Annotated in this window: 9 protein-coding genes and 2 pseudogenes; 4 read left to right on the top strand and 7 right to left on the bottom strand. The window is 71.8% G+C overall.

Features of this window, described 5'->3' with window-relative positions; translation table 11 throughout:
- Positions 1–41: 41 nt before the first annotated feature.
- The gene (locus ACZ56L_RS02880) at positions 42–1,457 is read left to right on the top strand and encodes a phytoene desaturase family protein (protein ID WP_471060836.1); all 1,416 of its coding nucleotides are present in this window, start codon (positions 42–44) and stop codon (positions 1,455–1,457) included.
- 97 nt (positions 1,458–1,554) lie between these two features.
- On the opposite strand, the gene ACZ56L_RS02875 is transcribed toward ACZ56L_RS02880, so the two are convergent.
- The 7 genes and pseudogenes from ACZ56L_RS02875 to ACZ56L_RS02845 all read right to left on the bottom strand — a co-directional run.
- Positions 1,555–3,339, bottom strand: coding sequence for an ABC transporter ATP-binding protein (locus ACZ56L_RS02875; RefSeq protein WP_471060833.1), 1,785 nt, complete (start codon positions 3,337–3,339; stop codon positions 1,555–1,557).
- On the bottom strand, positions 3,336–5,081 hold the full coding sequence (locus tag ACZ56L_RS02870) for an ABC transporter ATP-binding protein (protein WP_471060830.1): 1,746 nt from the start codon (positions 5,079–5,081) through the stop codon (positions 3,336–3,338). Before ACZ56L_RS02870 ends, ACZ56L_RS02875 begins: the two co-directional genes overlap by 4 nt.
- Positions 5,082–5,115: 34 nt before the next feature.
- A complete protein-coding gene (locus ACZ56L_RS02865; protein WP_471060827.1) occupies positions 5,116–6,687 on the bottom strand; it encodes an NCS1 family nucleobase:cation symporter-1 in 1,572 nt (523 codons plus the stop codon).
- A gap of 101 nt (positions 6,688–6,788) precedes the next feature.
- Complete coding sequence (locus ACZ56L_RS02860) at positions 6,789–7,793, bottom strand: TIGR03842 family LLM class F420-dependent oxidoreductase (RefSeq protein ID WP_345219054.1); 1,005 nt, start codon at positions 7,791–7,793, stop codon at positions 6,789–6,791.
- A 243-nt stretch (positions 7,794–8,036) separates the two neighbouring features.
- On the bottom strand, positions 8,037–10,049 hold the full coding sequence (locus ACZ56L_RS02855) for a bifunctional metallophosphatase/5'-nucleotidase (RefSeq protein WP_471060825.1): 2,013 nt from the start codon (positions 10,047–10,049) through the stop codon (positions 8,037–8,039).
- A 122-nt stretch (positions 10,050–10,171) separates the two neighbouring features.
- The gene (locus ACZ56L_RS02850; RefSeq protein WP_471060823.1) at positions 10,172–11,923 is read right to left on the bottom strand and encodes a choice-of-anchor A family protein; all 1,752 of its coding nucleotides are present in this window, start codon (positions 11,921–11,923) and stop codon (positions 10,172–10,174) included.
- 289 nt (positions 11,924–12,212) lie between these two features.
- Positions 12,213–12,689 (bottom strand): annotated as a pseudogene (locus ACZ56L_RS02845) (hypothetical protein); the annotation flags it as partial.
- A 478-nt stretch (positions 12,690–13,167) separates the two neighbouring features.
- Between ACZ56L_RS02845 and ACZ56L_RS02840 the strand changes: the two are divergent.
- The 3 genes and pseudogenes from ACZ56L_RS02840 to ACZ56L_RS02830 all read left to right on the top strand — a co-directional run bounded on the left by ACZ56L_RS02840 (position 13,168) and on the right by ACZ56L_RS02830 (position 16,792).
- Positions 13,168–13,629: a hypothetical protein gene (locus ACZ56L_RS02840; protein ID WP_471060821.1), complete on the top strand. Its 462-nt coding sequence runs from the start codon at positions 13,168–13,170 to the stop codon at positions 13,627–13,629.
- Between the two features lie 369 nt (positions 13,630–13,998).
- A pseudogene (locus tag ACZ56L_RS02835) lies at positions 13,999–14,172 on the top strand (IS5/IS1182 family transposase); the annotation flags it as partial.
- A 148-nt stretch (positions 14,173–14,320) separates the two neighbouring features.
- Complete coding sequence (locus ACZ56L_RS02830) at positions 14,321–16,792, top strand: AAA family ATPase (protein WP_471060818.1); 2,472 nt, start codon at positions 14,321–14,323, stop codon at positions 16,790–16,792.
- The last annotated feature ends 112 nt before the right edge of the window (positions 16,793–16,904 follow it).

The raw sequence follows: 16,904 nt of genomic DNA, 5'->3' as shown, positions 1-16,904 counted from the left end.
GCCCTGAAGCACAGTGGCGTGAGGAGTCCGAGGTGTCGCCGATGCTTGACGCAGTCGTCGTGGGGGCGGGCCCCAACGGGCTGACCGCCGCAGTGGAGCTGGCCCGCCGCGGCTTCTCGGTGGAGGTGTTCGAGGCCAAGGACACCGTCGGCGGCGGCGCCCGCACCGAGGAGCTGACACTGCCGGGCTTCCGCCACGACCCGTGCTCGGCCGTGCATCCGCTGGGTGTGGGGTCGCCCGCCTTCCGGGCGCTGCCGCTGGAGCGGTACGGACTGGAGTGGCTGCACCCCGAGCTGCCCATGGTGCATCCCTGGGACGACGGGACGGCGGCCGTGCTGTCGCGCTCGGTCGCGGAGACGGCGGCCTCCTTGGGGGTGCGGGACGCCGGTGCGTACCGCCGCCTGGTCGCTCCGTACCTCGGGAAGTGGGACGGTCTCGCGCAGGACTTCATGTCGCTGCCGCTGACCGCGCTCCCCCGGCACCCGTTGCGGCTCGCGCACTTCGGGATCGACGGCCTGCCGCCGTCCACCTGGCTGATGCGCCGCTTCCGCGACGAGAAGGCCAAGGCGCTGATCGCCGGGCTCGTGGCGCATGTCATCGCCCCGCTCGACGGCCTGGCGACGAGTGCGATCGGCCTCCTGTTCGCGCTGGCCGCGCACGAGAACGGCTGGCCGGTCCCGCGCGGCGGCTCCCAGGCCATCCCGGACGCCCTGACCGCGTACCTCCGTGATCTCGGCGGGGCCGTCCACACCGGTTACGAGGTCAAGCGCCTGGACGACCTGCCGCCGGCCCGTGCGTACGTCTTCGACACCTCGCCGACCGCGCTCGCCCGGATCGCCCGTCTGGGCAACGCGTACGAGAACTACCGGTACGGCGCGAGCGTCTTCAAGATCGATTACGCGCTGGACGGGCCGGTCCCGTGGACCGCCGAGGAGGCCCGCCGGGCCGGGACGGTGCAGCTCGGCCCCACCCGGGGGGAGATCGGCAAGGCCCTGCGCCAGGTCGCGGGCGGCACGCCCCCCGAGACCCCCTTCCTGATCACGGCCCAGCCGAGCGTCGTCGACCCGACCCGCGCCCCCGAGGGCAAGCAGGTGTTCTGGGTGTACGGACACGCCCCGCACGCCTGGCAGGGCGACCTGACGGACGCGATCGAACGCCAACTCGAACGCTTCGCCCCCGGCTTCCGCGACCTCGTCCTGGCCCGCGCCACGGCCGGCCCCCCGGAGCTTGCCGCGCACAACGCGAACTACGTGGGAGGGGACATCGCCTGCGGCGCCTTCGCGGGCCTCCAGGCGCTGCTGCGCCCGAAGCCGTCCCTCTTCCCGTACGCCACGAAGCACCCGGCGGTCTTCCTGTGCTCCGCGGCGACTCCGCCGGGCCCCGGCGTGCACGGCATGTCGGGCCACAACGCGGCGAAGGCGGTCTGGCGGCACCTGCGGGCCGTCGACCGGGGCTGAGCGCTCCGGGCCCCTGGTCCCCGGCCCGGCAGGTCGCCCGCCGTCCGGCCCCGCCCACCATGGCCGTCATGGACCCGCTCGGCCCCGGACGGCGGGCCTACGACCGCCGCTCCCCGTGCCACGACCTCCACAGCGTCGCGTACGCCCCTCCGGAGGCCACGAGGGCGTCGTGGGAGCCGAGTTCGGTGATGCGGCCGCCGTCCATCACCGCGATCCGGTCGGCGTCGTGCGCCGTGTGCAGCCGGTGCGCGACGGCGATGACCGTACGTCCCGTGAGCACGACGGCGAGCGCGCGCTCGGTGTGGCGTGCCGTGCCGGGGTCCAGGAGCGCGGTGGCCTCGTCCAGGATCAGCGTGTGCGGGTCCGCCAGCACCACGCGTGCCAGCGCCAGTTGCTGGGCCTGTGAACCGTCGAGCCGGTGGCCGCCCGCGCCCAGGACGGTGTCCAGCCCGTCGGGCAGCTCGTCCGCCCACTCCGCGCCGACGGCGGCCAGCGCGGCGCGCAGGTCGGTGTCGGTGGCGGCCCGGCCCGCGATCAGCAGGTTGTCGCGGACCGTGCCGAGGAAGACGTGGTGCTCCTGCGTGATCAGGACCACCTGACGGCGCAACACCTCCGGACCGAGGTCGCGGACCGGGACGCCGCCGACCGTGACCGCGCCGGTGCGGGGCGCGTCGATGCCCGCGAGGAGTCTGCCCAGCGTCGACTTGCCCGCGCCGGACGGGCCGACGACCGCGAGCCGTTCGCCCGCGCGCACACTCAGGTCGATGCCGTGCAGCACATCGGGCCCGCCGTCGTACGCGTGGTGCACGCCCGTGACCTCGATGCGGTCGTCGGCGGGGGTGCGGGTGGTCCCGGCGGGTGCGGGGGGAAGCTGCCCGAGGCCCTCGACCCGGGCGAAGGAGGCGCTGGCGCTCTGGAGCTGTTCGAGGCGCTGGAGGATGGTGTCCAGCGGGGCGGACAGCTGGCGCAGGTACGCCGCGCAGGCGACCACCGCGCCCAGGCTCACCGTGTCGTGCGCGAGCAGTACGCCGCCGAGGGCCAGGACGCCGACGACGGGGACGGCGTACGAGACGTCCACGGACGGCAGGAGCACGGTCCGCAGGTACAGGGTGCGCAGGCGGGTGCGGCGGCACTCCTCGATCGCCGCCCCGCAGGCGTCGACGCGCCGCTGCTGGAGTCCGTACGCCTCGACCGTCCGCGCGGCCGAGGCGGTGGCCGAGAGGAGTTCGGCGAGAGCGGAGTTGGCGGCGCCCTCGGCGAGGTAGGCGCTGCGGGCCCGGCGCACGTACCAGCGGACGGGGAGGCAGATGCCGCTCAGGCCCACGACGGCGCACAGGCCGAGCAGCGGGTCGATGACGAAGACCGCGCCGAGGACGAGGAGCGCCTGCACGGCGGCGATCAGCACGTCGGGGCCGATGTCGCGCAGGGTGACGGCGACGGACGCGACGTCGTTGCTGCCCCGGTGGGTGACGTCGCCGGTTCCGGCGCGCTCGACGACGGAGGACGGGAGCGCGAGCACCCGGTCGACGAACCGTTCCCGCACCCGGGCCGAGGTCCGCTCGCCGAAGCGGTCGCCCGCCAGCCGGGCGTACCGCGTGAGCAGCAGTTGGGCGAGCGCGCATCCGGCCATGGCGAGGGCGGGCACGTCCACGGCCGACGCCCCGGCGCCCGCGCTGACGGCGTCGACGATCCTGCCGAGCAGCCAGGGCCCGGCGAGTCCGGCGACGACCGCCAGCGCGTTGAGGGCGATCAGCGCGGTGAAGGCGCCTCGGTCGAGGCGGATCAGCTCGCGTGCCGCGCGGCGCAGATGCGCGCCGTCGGCGACGGGCAGTTGCCCGTTCGTCGTGTCCGGGGACCCGGTGACCGGGGTGGGGGCGGTCATCGGGCCGCCTCCCGGGTCTGCCGGGGGTTGCCGTTTCCGGTGTCCGCCTCGCCCCGTGCGACCAGCCGCCGGTAGTCCGGGCTGCGGCGCAGGAGTTCGCGGTGGCTTCCGGTGGCGACGGCCCGCCCGTCGACCAGGAGGCACACGGTGTCCGCCCGGTCCAGCAGGACCGGTGACGTGGTGGTGACGACGGTGGTGCGTCCCTCGCGCGCGGTCCGCAGTCCGGCCGCGACGGCCGCCTCGGTGTGTGCGTCCAGTGCCGACGTCGGCTCCACCGCCAGCAGCACCTCGGGGTCGGCGAGCAGCGCCCGTACCAGCCGGACGCGTTGCCGCTGGCCGCCGGAGAGGCTGCGGCCCTGGGCGTCGACGGGTGTGTCGAGCCCGTCGCGCAGGCCGCGCACGACATCGTCCGCGACGGCCGCGTCGAACGCGCGGACGAGGTCCTCCTCGCTCCGGTCGCGGCGGCCGGCGACCACCGCGCGCAGTGGCCCGGCGAAGAGGTCGGCCTCGTTGTCGGCGACCAGGACGCGTGCGCGGACCTGCTCCGGGGCGATGGCGTCGAGCCGGGTCCCGCCCCAGGTCACCGCGGAGGCGGTGAACATGCCGAGGCGTTCGACCACCTCGGCGGTCTCCGACGGCCTGGCACCGACCAGCGCGGTCAGCTCACCGGGGTTCACCGACACGCCCGAGGCCGGATCGTGCAGCACCGACGGCCGTACGGGTGCGTCCACGCCGGCCGAGGGGTCCGCGGTGTCGGGCTCCAGGTCCAGGAAGCGCAGCAGCCGCCGTGCGGCGACCAGCCCGCGGCTGAGGTCGGAGCCGCCCTCGATGAAGAAGGACACCGGGATCGCCAGCACCGCCACGTATCCGTACACGGCGACCAGCTCCCCCACCGTCAGCGTCCCTTCCGCCGCCATCCGGGCCGCGAGCCAGGTGACCACGGCGAGGAACAGCATCGGCAGGCCGGCTCCGAGGGCGCCGATCCAACTGGTGACGGCGGCGACCCGGTAGCCCTGGTCCTGGAGCACCCGCGAGTCGCGCCGGTAGCGTTCGGCGTACACCTCTTTGCCGCCGAGCCCGGCCAGCACGCGCAGACCCCCGACGATGTCCCCGAACCGGGCCGCGAGAACGCCTTGTTGTTCCCGGTACGGCTCCTGCGCCCGCTGCACACGCCCCAGCAGCGGTCCGAGCGCAAGGGCGATCAGGGGCACGCCGACCAGCACGACCACCGCGAGCTGCCAGGAGACGGAGAACAGGAACCCGGCCACCACCACGCAGGCGACCGCCGCGCCGACCCCGGGCCCGGTGATGGTCAGCACGCTCGCCATCGCGGCCGCGTCGCCGAACCCGATGGTGACCACTTCCCCGGCCCCCGTCCGCCGGGGCAGCGCGGCCCCCAGCCGCACCGTGTGGGCGACCACGATCCGCGCCGTACGGAAGACGGCGTCCATCCTGATCCGGGTCATGGTGCGGTGCCGCAGGATGGCCAGGCAGGCGTTCAGCACCCCGACTCCGAGCAACACCGCGCACCACAGGGCCAGTTGGCGGCCGTTCCCCGGGGCCAGGCCGTCGTCCACCGCGCGGGAGAGCACATAGGGCGGCAGGGTCAGGCCGACCATCCAGGCACTGCCCCACGCCGCTCCCGCGGCGCACCGGCCTCGCTGGCGGAGGACCAGCCACCACAGGTACCGCCCCGGCCCGCGCCGGTCCGGACCCCCCCGGCCCGTGGGTGCATCGATCATCCACCGACCCTACGGGAGGGCCCGCGGGCGCCCGTCACCGGCTGCGGCCGCCCCGTACCGGAGCCATCAGCAGCACGTACAGCACCAGCGCCGCCGCGAACCCGACCGCCCAGCCGTAGTCGGCCAGCGGCCGCAGGAAGGGGATCAGGCCGTCCTCGGGGAAGGGCCCCTTGCCGGGAGCGGAGTGCGAGCCGCCGACGGCGAGAATCCCGCCGGCCAGGAAGACGGCCACGGCACGCAGGTTCCAGCCGCCGGTGTACCAGTAGCGCCCCTCGGGCCGGTACAGGTCGGCCAGTTCCAGGACGGTCCTGCGGATGATCCAGTAGTCGGCGATCAGGATTCCCGCGACCGTGCCGAGCAGTCCGCCGACCACGCCGAGCCAGGTGAAGATGTACAGCTCGGGAGTGGCCGTGAGCTTCCACGGCATGATGAGGACGCCGACGACTCCCGTGATGAGCGCGCCCGTTCGGAAGTCGATGAGCTTCGGCGCCAAGTTGGCGAGGTCGTACGCGGGCGAGACGACGTTCGCCGCCAGGTTGACCGAGACCGTCGCGACCAGCACCGTCACCAGCGCGAAGAGCAGCCCGAAGACGTTGTCGGTCTTCGCGGCGAGCGCGACCGGGTCCCAGACCGGAGCCCCGTACACCGCCTGCGAGCCGGAGGTGACGAAGACGGAGAGCAGCGCGAAGAGCGTCATGGTCGTCGGCAGTCCCAGCGACTGCCCCCATACCTGGGCGCGTTGGCCGGCGGCGAAGCGCGTGAAGTCGGGGATGTTGAGGCTGAGCGTGGACCAGAAGGCGATCATCCCCATCAGGGCGGGGAAGAACACCGGCCAGAAGTCGGCGCCCCAGCCCAGCGTGGAGGGCTGGTCCAGAAGCGGTCCCACTCCCCCGGCCTTGACGGTGATCCACACCAGCAGCACCAGCGCGCCGACGATGACGAAGGGCGCGGCCCAGTTCTCGAAGCGGCGCAGCGTCTCCATCCCCCGGTGGATGATGGCGAGTTCGAGCGCCCAGAAGAGCACGAAGCACAGCCAGAGCGTCCACGGCTGGCCGCCGATCCGTGACGCCTCCGCCCAGCCGCCGAAGACCTTACCCAGCAGGACGAAGACGCCCTGTCCGCCGATCCAGGTCTGGATGCCGAACCAGGCGCACGCCACCCCGGCCCGGATCAGGGCCGGCAGGTTCGCCCCGCGCAGCCCGAAGGAGGAGCGCGCCAGCACCGGGAAGGGGATGCCGTACTTGGGTCCTGCGTGCCCGGTGAGCAGCATCGGGGCGAGCACGATCACATTGGCCAGCGCGATGGTGACGACCGCCTGCACCCAGTCCATGCCGAGGGCGACGAGCCCCGACGCGAGCAGCCAGGAGGGGATGTTGTGCGCCATGCCGACCCAGAGGGCGGCGAAGTTGTACGTCGTCCAGCGCCGCCGGTCCACCGGCACGGGGAGCAAGTCGCCGTTGACGTAACGGGATGCGGGCGGGACCGCACCGGTGGGCAGCTCCACGCGGCCCCCTCGCGCGGGGTCGGGCACCGGGCTGCCGGGAGGGCTGCCGGGCGCGCCGGACGGCGGGCTTCCTGACGGGCTTCCTGGACCGGTGGCGGTCATGGGCCGACCCCTTCTTCGGAGAGTGCGGAGTGCCGGGCCTTTCGTCGGGGGCGCCTTGCCTGTCGTACGCGCGGACCGCCCGCACGTGGGTGGGAGGGGTTTCAGGAGGAGGCGAGCGCGGGGATGACGGACGCCCCGTACGCGTCGATGGTCCGCTCCCGGGCGTCGTGCATGTCGTAGAGGGCGAACTGGTCGACGCCCAGGCCGCGCAGGACGCGCAGCTTCTCGATGTGCGCCTCGACCGGCCCCAGCAGGCAGAACCGGTCGACGATGTCGTCGGGCACGAAGTCGGTGTCGGGGTTCCCGGCGCGCCCGTGGTGTGCGTAGTCGTACCCCCGCCGGGCCTCGATGTACGCGGTGAGCGCCGCCGGCACGAGGTCGGAGTCCGTGCCGTACTTGGCCACCAGGTCGGCGACGTGGTTGCCGACCATGCCGCCGAACCAGCGGCACTGGTCGCGGGCGTGCCCGAGGTCGTCGCCGACGTAGGCGGGGGCGGCGACGCAGATCGTGACCTCCGAGGGGTCGCGGCCGGCGTCGGACGCGGCGTCGCGCACGGCCCTGATCATCCACTCGGTGAGGACCGGGTCGGCGAGCTGGAGGATGAACCCGTCGGCCTTCGCCCCGGCGAGCGCGAGCGCCTTGGGCCCGTACGCGGCCATCCACACCGGCAGCCTCCCGTCCCGCACCCAGGGAATCCGTACCGACTGGCCGTCCACCTCGGCCTCGCGGCCCTCGGCGAGGTCGCGGATGACCTCCATGGCCTCGCCGAGCCGGGCCAGCGTGTTGGGTCTGCGTCCGGCGACGCGCATGGCGGAGTCGCCGCGGCCGATGCCGCAGACGGTGCGGTTGCCGTACATGTCGTTGAGGGTGGCGAAGGTGGAGGCGGTGACCTCCCAGGTGCGGGTGGAGGGGTTGGTGACCATGGGGCCGACGGTCAGCCGTTCGGTGTGCTCCAGGATCCGGCTGTAGATGACGAACGGCTCCTGCCACAGCACGGCGGAGTCGAAGGTCCAGCCGTGGGTGAAGCCGTTGCGTTCGGCTCGGCGCATCAGGCCGACGACCTCGGATGCGGGGGGATCGGTCTGCAGGACGAGTCCGAAGTCCATCGGCATGTGGGGCGTACCTCCCGGCTCAGGTACTGACGGCGCGTCGGCCGGTCAACTGCCGTGCGCACAGTGCGATTTCAGCCGCGGCGGCGCCACGCCGCCGGGGCCGTGAAGGGGTCAATCGTGGACCCCGCCGGGGACCTTGGCAAGAGGGACACCACGCGCGTCCACGTGCGGCGTCGCCGGGTTCGCCCGTACGGGGGAAGAACCGCCGCGGCTCCTCCCCCGCCTCGGCGGCGGCCGTCAGCAGGGTGGCCGGTGTCCGCCGTGCCGCAGGGCGCGCGGTCCGCCGGCGGTGAGGATCGCGGCGACCGAGGGCGGCAGCGGGCTGCCGTCCTCGCGCACCGGCACGGGCGGGTCGACGACCACGCCGACGCCGGGGCCGCGCAGGGCCGCGTCCTTCACCCGCACCCGGTCCAGCGGGGACGGGGTGAGCTCCTTCCGCTCGCGCACGAAGGCGATGAAGCTCTCGAAGTCCCGCTGGTGCCGGTAGGGCTCGCGGTAGGCGGTGAGCGCCGGGTAGCCGTCCATGCCGAGGAGGGTGTACGAGGAGGTGGCAAGCCGGTAGTCGCGGTCGACCCGCAGCGGGGCGCCGTCGATGCGGACGTCGGCGGGGTCGACCCGGTCGCCGACCGCGCCGGACGTGTCGAAGGCGTACCGGACGTTCCCGGAGACGGCCAGCGGCGCGAAGCGCAGCGTCCCGTCCGGTCCGGTGGACCACTGCTGCTCCAGGGCGTCGTGGATCTGCTGCCCGCTGACCCGCACGCACACCGTGGGACTGCCGTACCCGACCGCCCGCCAGGCCTGCCCGAAGGCGACCGCGCCGTCGGCCCCCGGCGTCAGGTCGCCCCGTACGAGCGACTGCCCGACGGTCGGCGCGAGCGGCACCAGGGCGAGCTGCGCGGGAACGAAACGATGGACATTCGAATCGTCGTACGACGGTACGGGCCTGCGCGCGGCCCACAGCGCCCAGTCGGCGGCGAGGTCGCCCATGGTCGACTGGCCCACGGTGTTGCGGGAGCGGGTGAAGGGGCCGCGCTGGACGGCGACGCGGCTGCGCTCACGGGTGGCGGCCTGCCCGGCCCAGTAGTCGGCAATGGCCTTGAGCCCGGGGTGCGGGGTGACGTCGCGGGTGTTGGGGTGGCTGGTGGAGACGGTGAGCTCGCGGACGACCCTGCCGGTGCGCGGGTCGAGGCGGAGGTTGATCTCGTTGACGACCTGTCCGTGGAACCCGGCCTCGACGAAGGGCCGCGGCACCCCGGCCGGGTCGGGGAGCATCATGTTGAACCGGGTGTGCCAGTGCCCGCAGACGATCGCGTCGATGTCGGGCGAGACCCTGAGCGCCAGCTCGTAGGCGGGCCCGGACGGATCGCTGCCGCTGTTGAAGTCGCCGCCGGCCACCGCGCCGTCGTGCATGCTGAGCACGATCGCGTGCACGCCGCGCCGCTTGAGTTCCCGGGCGCACCGGTCGGCGGTGGCGGCCTGGTCGAGGGTCCTGAGCCCCGGGTGGAAGGAGTTCGGGAACAACTCGCTGCCGAACACGGTGAGATGGATGAACCCGACCGGGATGCGCCGCCCGTCCGGGCCCCGTACGTACTCCACGTGATACGGCGGCAGGACGGTCCGGCCGGTGCGCGTCCGCACCACGTTGGCGCTGTAGTAACGGAAGTCGGCGCCGCGGAACCGTCTCCCGGTGGAGTCGCGGAAGCCGGTGTCACGGCCGACGACGGGGTGGGCGCGCCCGTCCTGCATGTGCTCCGTGAGGTGGGCGGGCGACTTGTCGAACTCGTGGTTCCCGGCGGTCGCGAAGTCGAGGCCCAGGGCATTGAGGGCCTCGATCGTCGGCTCGTCGGAGAAGGCGGCGGCGTCGAACTCCCAGCCGGAGAAGAGGTCGCCGGGCGCGAAGAAGAGCGAATTCGCCCGCCCGGCGCGCAGCCGCTCCAGGTGCGTCCCCAGGGCGGCCACTCCGCCCACGGTGTACGTCTTGCCGCCGTTGCCCCGCACGACGGCGTCGCTGCCGACGGGGCCCTGCAGGTACCCGTGCAGATCGCAGATGTTGAGGAGTTGCAGGTCGACGTACTCGTCGGCGGTGGCGGCGTCGCGGGCCGCGTCGGAGGCGTGGGCGGGAACGCCGAGGGCGGTGGTGGTGGCGAGGGCGCCGAACGCGGTGAGGAAGGAGCGGCGGCCCGTGTCGTATGACGAACGCTGTTGTCCCATGAGGAAGTTGACCGGTCCACTGGTGCGTGTCTGAGTCACCCGGCGATGGTGCGAATACGGAGGTGAAGCGGGCGGGTCGACGGGGCGTCAGCCGCGTGGCGGGGCCACGGCAGCCCCGTGAACCGCTCGGGTGCCGCCGTGCCTCCGTCCGTCCTGTGCTGCTACTTCTTGGGCTTGACCGGTCCCGCCTCGTTCGTCATCCGTACGACGACGCCCCGGTCGGCGTTGGCCCGGGTCAGGGCGTGCGGGCCCGAGACCGGGTTCCGCGGCAGGCGGTATCCTTCGGGGGCGACGGTCTCGCGGACGTAGTACGAGCCGAGCTTCAGATCCCCGAAGTCGCAGCGTCCCCGCGCGTCGGTGGCGCAGCCGCTGCCGATGCGGGTGTCGGTGCGGCCGGTGGTCTGGAGGCCGGGGACGCCGTTGGTCTCACGCCACAGCTCCACGACGGCGCGGGGCAGGCCGCGCCCGGTGCGCGAGTCGACCTTGTGGACGTGCAGGCTGCCCTTGACCTCGGGGACCACCGGTGTCCTCTTGTTGCGTACGGTCACGCTGACGCCCTCGCGGGCCTTGGCCTCGGTCAGGACCAGCGGGCCGACGACGCCGGGTTCCGGCAGGTCGTACCCGGCCGGGGCCTGGGTCTCCTGCCAGTAGTAGGAGTTGCCGGCCCGGACCGTGGCGCGGCAGACGCCCTGCGCGTCCGTGGTGCACGGCGCGCCGTGCCGGCGGTCGGGGTGCGCGCCGGAGGTCTGGAGACCGGAGACGCCGTTGGCCTCGTGCCAGAGCTGGAAGACCGCGCCGGGCAGCGGGGCCCCGGTGGCGTCGTCCACCTTGACGACCTTGACCTCGCCCTCCGACGGCAGCGGTGTGCCGCAGGTGGGCAGGTCGCCGTCGAAGGGGTAGGCGTGGAACTCCTGACCGCCACCGCCGGTGGGGAGGCTCCGGTGGGTGACGGAGCCGGTGGTGAAGAAGCGGCCGTTGACGCCGGGCAGGGTCACGTCGGTCTCGGATGCCTGGTTGCCGATCAGCACGCTGCCCTGGAACTGGCCGGTGCCCTTCAGCTCGACGGCGGAGGCGTCGGGGAAGTTCCACAGGAGGCGGTTGCGGAGCTTGTTGAAGGAGTCGCTGTCGTCGAAGGTGCCGCTGTAGGTGTTGACGGTGCGCCGGGCGCCGAGGACGTTGACCAGGACGGTCGCCCCGGCGGGGATGCCGCGGAACTCGATGCCCTGCTGGCCGCCGCCCCGTGCGACGAGGTCGAAGTCGGCGTTGAAGACCTGGAGCTTCGAGGAGCCGTCCCCGGTGAAGAGGGTCCGGCCGCCCTCGTTGACGGAGGTGCCGGTGGCCGGACGCGGCCCGGAGCCGGTGTCGGCGTAGCACTGGCTGGCGTCGGAGAGCTGCTGGCGCAGGCCCAGGTACGGGGTGGCGGCGCCCGCGTCGAGGGTGCTGGTGCCGACGATGGTGCCGGTGGCGGGGCCCGCGTGGCGCACCACGCCGTCCTCGGCGAGGAGCCGCTGGCCGGTGGCGATGGTGACGGCGCCGCCGGTGACGAGGTAGTCGGAGCCGACGGGCGGCGGGACCCGGGAGCCGACGCCCGCGACGCCGACGTTGTAGACCTGGCTGCCGTCCGGGGACTTGTTCATGTCGAACGAGCCGAGAACGACGACCCGCCCCTCGGCCTCGGCCGCCTTCCCGCGGACCCGGAAGTCACCGCCCGCGAAGACGTTGATGCCGTTGTCGTACCCGGCGATGCCCCCGTTGCCGACGGGCGGGAAGGGGTCGGGGCAGGAGCCGGGAACGCAGGGCCCGAGACCGCCGGGGAGGGGGTCGGCCGCTGCGGCTGTCTTCGCAGGCGCGGTGCTCGCCTGCGCCACCACGGGAAGCAGAACGGCCCCGGCCGCCAACCAGGCGACTGTCACCGCCCTCAACCCTCGGGATCCGCGTCCACCAGGTACTGTGCGCATTTCTCACTGCCCTCAGTCACGCCCCCTGACCCGTGCAGGGGTTCTCGGGATCACCCGCCCTGCGGGGCGGGCGCGCGGAGATCCTGCCAGCGTTCGCGCCCGGAAATTTGCTGACGCGCCGTCATGTGGAGTTGTTCATCTGGATGCCGATGAGGGCTCCGGCCGACACACCGGGCCCCGCCGCGCCTCTCGACACCGTCCGCACCGCCGACCGCCCCACCGGGCCCCGGCCCGACCAGGACGGCTACCCGAGGTACTGGGAGGTGGCACGCGCCAGATACAGGCCGTGGCCGGGCCGCCCGTGAAAACGGCCCCGCTCGATGACGACCTCCGCCCGGTTCATGTGGTGCGTGGCCGCCGACACCACCTGCTCAGCCACCGGGTCGTAGATCACCATGTCGGCGTACACACACGGTGCGACGGTTGCCTTCTGCCCGTACGGCCCGAACATCGGGGCCGGGGGCAGGTCTCGCCGAAGACCGGGAGGCCCTGGTGGGAGCCGCGATTTCGTTGCGGGCCTCCTGGCCGACACATGGAGCACGTACACCGGAGCACCGGCCGCCTGCGCCAGCTTGATCACCCGGTGGGTGGCCTCCGCCCCCAGGAGGGCCTTGCGTACTTCGCCGTGGTGGCGGGGATCGGTCTCACCGCGGACCGGGGCCTGCTCGGCGAGGACGTCGACGGCGAGGCCGTTCTCCGCATGCTTCATGGTGGCTGGACCCCGCAGTCCAGGCTCTTCACCCAGGACGCCGACGTCCGCAGTCTCACCGTCGTGGACACGCACACGTACTGTGCGCTGGCGCGGGCTACGCCGGTCCTGGTTCTCAACTGTGGTGGATCGCACCCCGGACGCTCCGAACTCTGCAGGTGCCAACCGGACAAACCTCGCAGCGAGGTTGCCCTGGATGCGGACTCGTTCGAATCGGCCAGAAACAAGGCCTTGGACACCGTGGGACTCATCGACACCGGTTCATAGCAGCGTCGGCAGGGGACGACGCGGTCTGCGGTCGACACCTTCGGCAGGGACACTGGATTCACCGCGGCCAGCGGTGGGGAATACAGGTCGTTCCGCCTGGATTCCGACGAGCGGATCGGCCCGCGCATCAATGTAATGACGGGTGAGGGTGCGTCGGTTCGAAAATGGGCGACAAGGCTTCTTGGGGAAGCAGGGGTGTTTCGACGTGGTTGAGGCGGAATGCATGACCAACGGTGGTTCTTATGGAAGTCATCCGGAATATCTTCCGGGCTTCCTGAACGACCCCCGTGACGATAACGGTCGGCAGGTGATGAAGCTGGATCTCGCCGAGAACCGCGTACTGGCGGCGGCGACGCTGAACAGATTCCCAGCTGCTACCGGTGACGTGATCGACTTCGAATCCACTCCCTTCGAAGACCGCCTCTGGTGGGACGACGAGGAGCACTGGACGAGGATGGCGGCGGAGCTGCTCTCCCCGTACGCACGGCGGAATGAGCGAATTGCCGTTGCCTGGGGCAACTATCTGATGCCGGCCGTGGCCATGCCTGCGGATGTCGCGGTGCGACATGCACGGGACATCCTGGACGCCGGACCGCACTTCTGGATCCACCCGTTAGGCAGCTCGGTGCTCATCGAATGCCTGATGGATGGACAGGTGACGGTCGTGACGATTCCGTCAAGCTAAGTACAGAACCAGCGAGAACGCCCCGCCGGAAATTCGGCGAGGCGTTCTCGCTGGCCTCGCATCATTGTTCGCAGCCAAGCACCCAGATTCGTTGTTGCCTGCGCAGTTGTCTCGCGTGGCAATGTTCGCGACCTTCTTGTAGCAGGTCAGGGCGGCTGCGCGGTCGAGGAGGGTGAGGGTGGTGTTCCCCCTTGCGTTCGTATCGGACGGTGGGACGGCGACAGCCGAAGAGCCGGGCGATGATGCGCTCAATGAGCTTTTTCAGAGTGGCCACTGATCGGGAGTCACCGGCGGGGCGCGCAACGCACGAGACTCCTGTGCCGTTGAGGAAGGTGTTCGAAGTCTCAACTCATCTGCTCAAAAGCCTCGTTGGTTCCGTACCCTGCCGCACTCGACCTGCCTCATGTGCTGGTCGGGTGGGTCACCATGTTCATCGTCACCCGTAAGGGCGACCGCCGCTGCAAGCTTCCTCCGCACCAGCGCGCGCCGGTCGGCCTGTACGGCTCCAGGATCTTCCCCGGGTCCCACGATTCGGCGTGCAGGCCGTACCTCCACGTGCTGGGATGAGACGCGATCGCGACTGCCCAGGGAGGGCTCAGTGCCGGACTTTCCGCTGAACAAATCCGTGGCCTCACCACTCACCGAGGAACTTCCGGCAGGGGCGGCCGCGGAATCGGAGGAGTCGCGGGTCGTGGTCCATCGGGGGCAGGTGTACCGCCTCATCCCCTCTCCGGGCACGGTCATCTGCTCGGTTTCCGGGGTTGCCCTGCATCACCGAGAGACCTGTCCGCATCTCACCGCCGCCGATCGCCCCCGTTGGGGTGTCTACCCCGACCCGGACGGCCTGACCTGGCAGCGACTCCTGGACGCCGGGGCGGACGGGGACGGAGCCGGCCGGTCCGCCTTCTCGCAGCGCCACGGACTGCTCAATGGCTCCGGTCAGCCGGTCACGCATCCCTGTACCAGCTGTGCGCTCGCGCCGCTCAACCTCGCCGACCCCCGTATCCGGGCCTCGCTGACGCTCAGTGAGGCGCTGACCGTGGTGGACCGGAGCCAGTGGATGTCCGATGTGGCCGCGGCGCACGAAGAGGCCAAGGACATCCTGACGGCGTTCCCTCTGGAGTCCTGGGCGGACCTCCCGTTGGAGCGCTACGCACTGGGCCACGAGCAGTACTACGGCTCCTTCTGCCACCTGGCCGAGTTCCAGACCCCGCACCTCGGCAGCATCTCGGGAGGCAGTGCGGGCAAGCACATCATCTACTTCGGCAGCGACGACGCCTGGCACTTCGATCCCCGCTACGAAGACGTCCAGGAGGCATGGACCGCTCTCCGTGCCGCGTTCCGGGCAGCCGTCGCCGCGGCGGGTGAGGGACGGGTCGTCGACATCGACGAGATCGAGCCGCTGCGCTCCGGCCCGGCCCTCGTCGCCAAGACCGTCTTCCTCTACCACCCGGACCGGACCCTGCCGATCTACAGCCGTGATCACGTCCGGCACTTCATCACCTGCCTGACCGGTGAGACGCCACCCCGCATGGAGGCGTTCGCGGCTCACGTCCGCCTCAAGGCGATCGTCGACCGTGAGCCGCGCTTCGCCGGCTGGGACCCGGTCGAGGTGATGCGCTTCCTGTACTGGTGGGCTCATCCGAATCCGTCCCGGTCCATCGTGAAGATCGCTCCGGGGGAAGGGGCGAAGTACTGGCAGGAATGCCTGGACGGCGGGTTCATCTGCGTCGGCTGGGACGCCATCGGCGACGCGGCCCGGTATCCCGACGAGAAGGAACTGATCGCCGCCTTCCACCTGGCGTATTCCGAGGAGTACCGCGGGCACAAGCCCACCCTCACCACCAAGGCTCGTGAGGTGTGGAGGATGAGCCGGCTGCAGCCCGGTGACCTCGTCGTCGCCAATCGCGGCACCAGTGAGGTCCTGGCCGTCGGCACGGTGACCGGCTCCGGTTACGTCTGGAGGCCCGACCGCGAGGAGCATCGGCACACCGTCACCGTCGACTGGGACGCCAGCTTTGCCCGGCACCTGCCCGATCCGGAGAAGCGCTGGGGGGTGGTGACCGTCGCCGACGTACCGCACCGGCTGTGGAGGGTGATCTCCGGCCGGGGCGGCTCCAGTACTCCGGCATCGGAGCCCGACTCCGTTCGGTCCGAGGCTGCGGCAACGACTCCGGCTCCCGCCGATCCCCTGCTGCTCCAGCTCTCCGACGCCCTGGAGCGCAAGGGTCAGGTGATCCTGTTCGGCCCGCCCGGTACCGGCAAGACCTACACCGCCCTGCGCTTCGCCCTGTGGTGGCTGGCCGGCCGTCTGCCGCACCTGCGTCTCGACCCGCAGGCCGACTACGGGTCCGCTGCCTTCCGCGAAGCCATCAACACTCTCTCCACCCCTTCCTCCGACGACGGCCCGGCCGCCCACCTCACCCAGCTCACCTTCCACCCCTCCTACGGATACGAAGACTTCATCGAAGGGTTCCGCCCCCGCCAAGGTGCCTCGGGCCTGGACCTGACCATGACCGCAGGAGCCTTCAAGAAGGTCTGCCAGGCTGCCGCGGACGATCCGGACCGCCCGTATCTCTTGCTCATCGACGAGATCAACCGCGGGGACCTGCCCAAGATCCTCGGCGAACTGATCACACTCCTCGAACGCGACAAGCGCGGGCTGACCGTCCGCCTTCCACAGAGCGGCGAGCCCTTCTCCGTCCCGCCCAACGTCGCCGTCCTGGGCACCATGAACACCGCGGACCGCAGCATCCGCCTCCTCGACTCCGCCCTGCGCCGGCGCTTCGCGTTCCTCGAACTCATGCCGGACGCAACCGTCCTGGAGGGATACCACGTGGGCGAGCTCCACCTCGCCGACCTCCTCAGGGGCCTCAACGAGCGCATCCGTACGGCAGTCGGCCGTGAACAGCAGATCGGTCACGCCTTCTTCCTCGACACGGGCACCCCTCTGGACACCGAGGCACACCTCGCCACGGTCGTCCGCAACGACCTGATGCCACTCCTCCAGGAGTACTCCTACGACGACTACGGAGTCCTGGCCGGCTTCCTCGGGACCACTGTCGTCGACGCCGAACGCCACACCCTTCACGACCTCGACGACGCCGAACTCGTCGCCGCCCTCTACGCGGAGCTGCAGATCGGCTTGGGCGACCAGCCGTGAACCCGCCGACTCCCCCACTCCGCCGACGCGTCGTCGAACTCCGCGAGTACGAAACCCGCGTCGTTCACAACGTCCCCCTCACCGCAGACGACCTCCGCGTCCTTGACGTCCC

The sequence above is a fragment of the Streptomyces sp. NPDC039736 genome (assembly GCF_055596485.1).
Note: the sequence above shows the minus strand (reverse complement) of the source record. Positions and strands in the feature narration are given on the sequence as shown.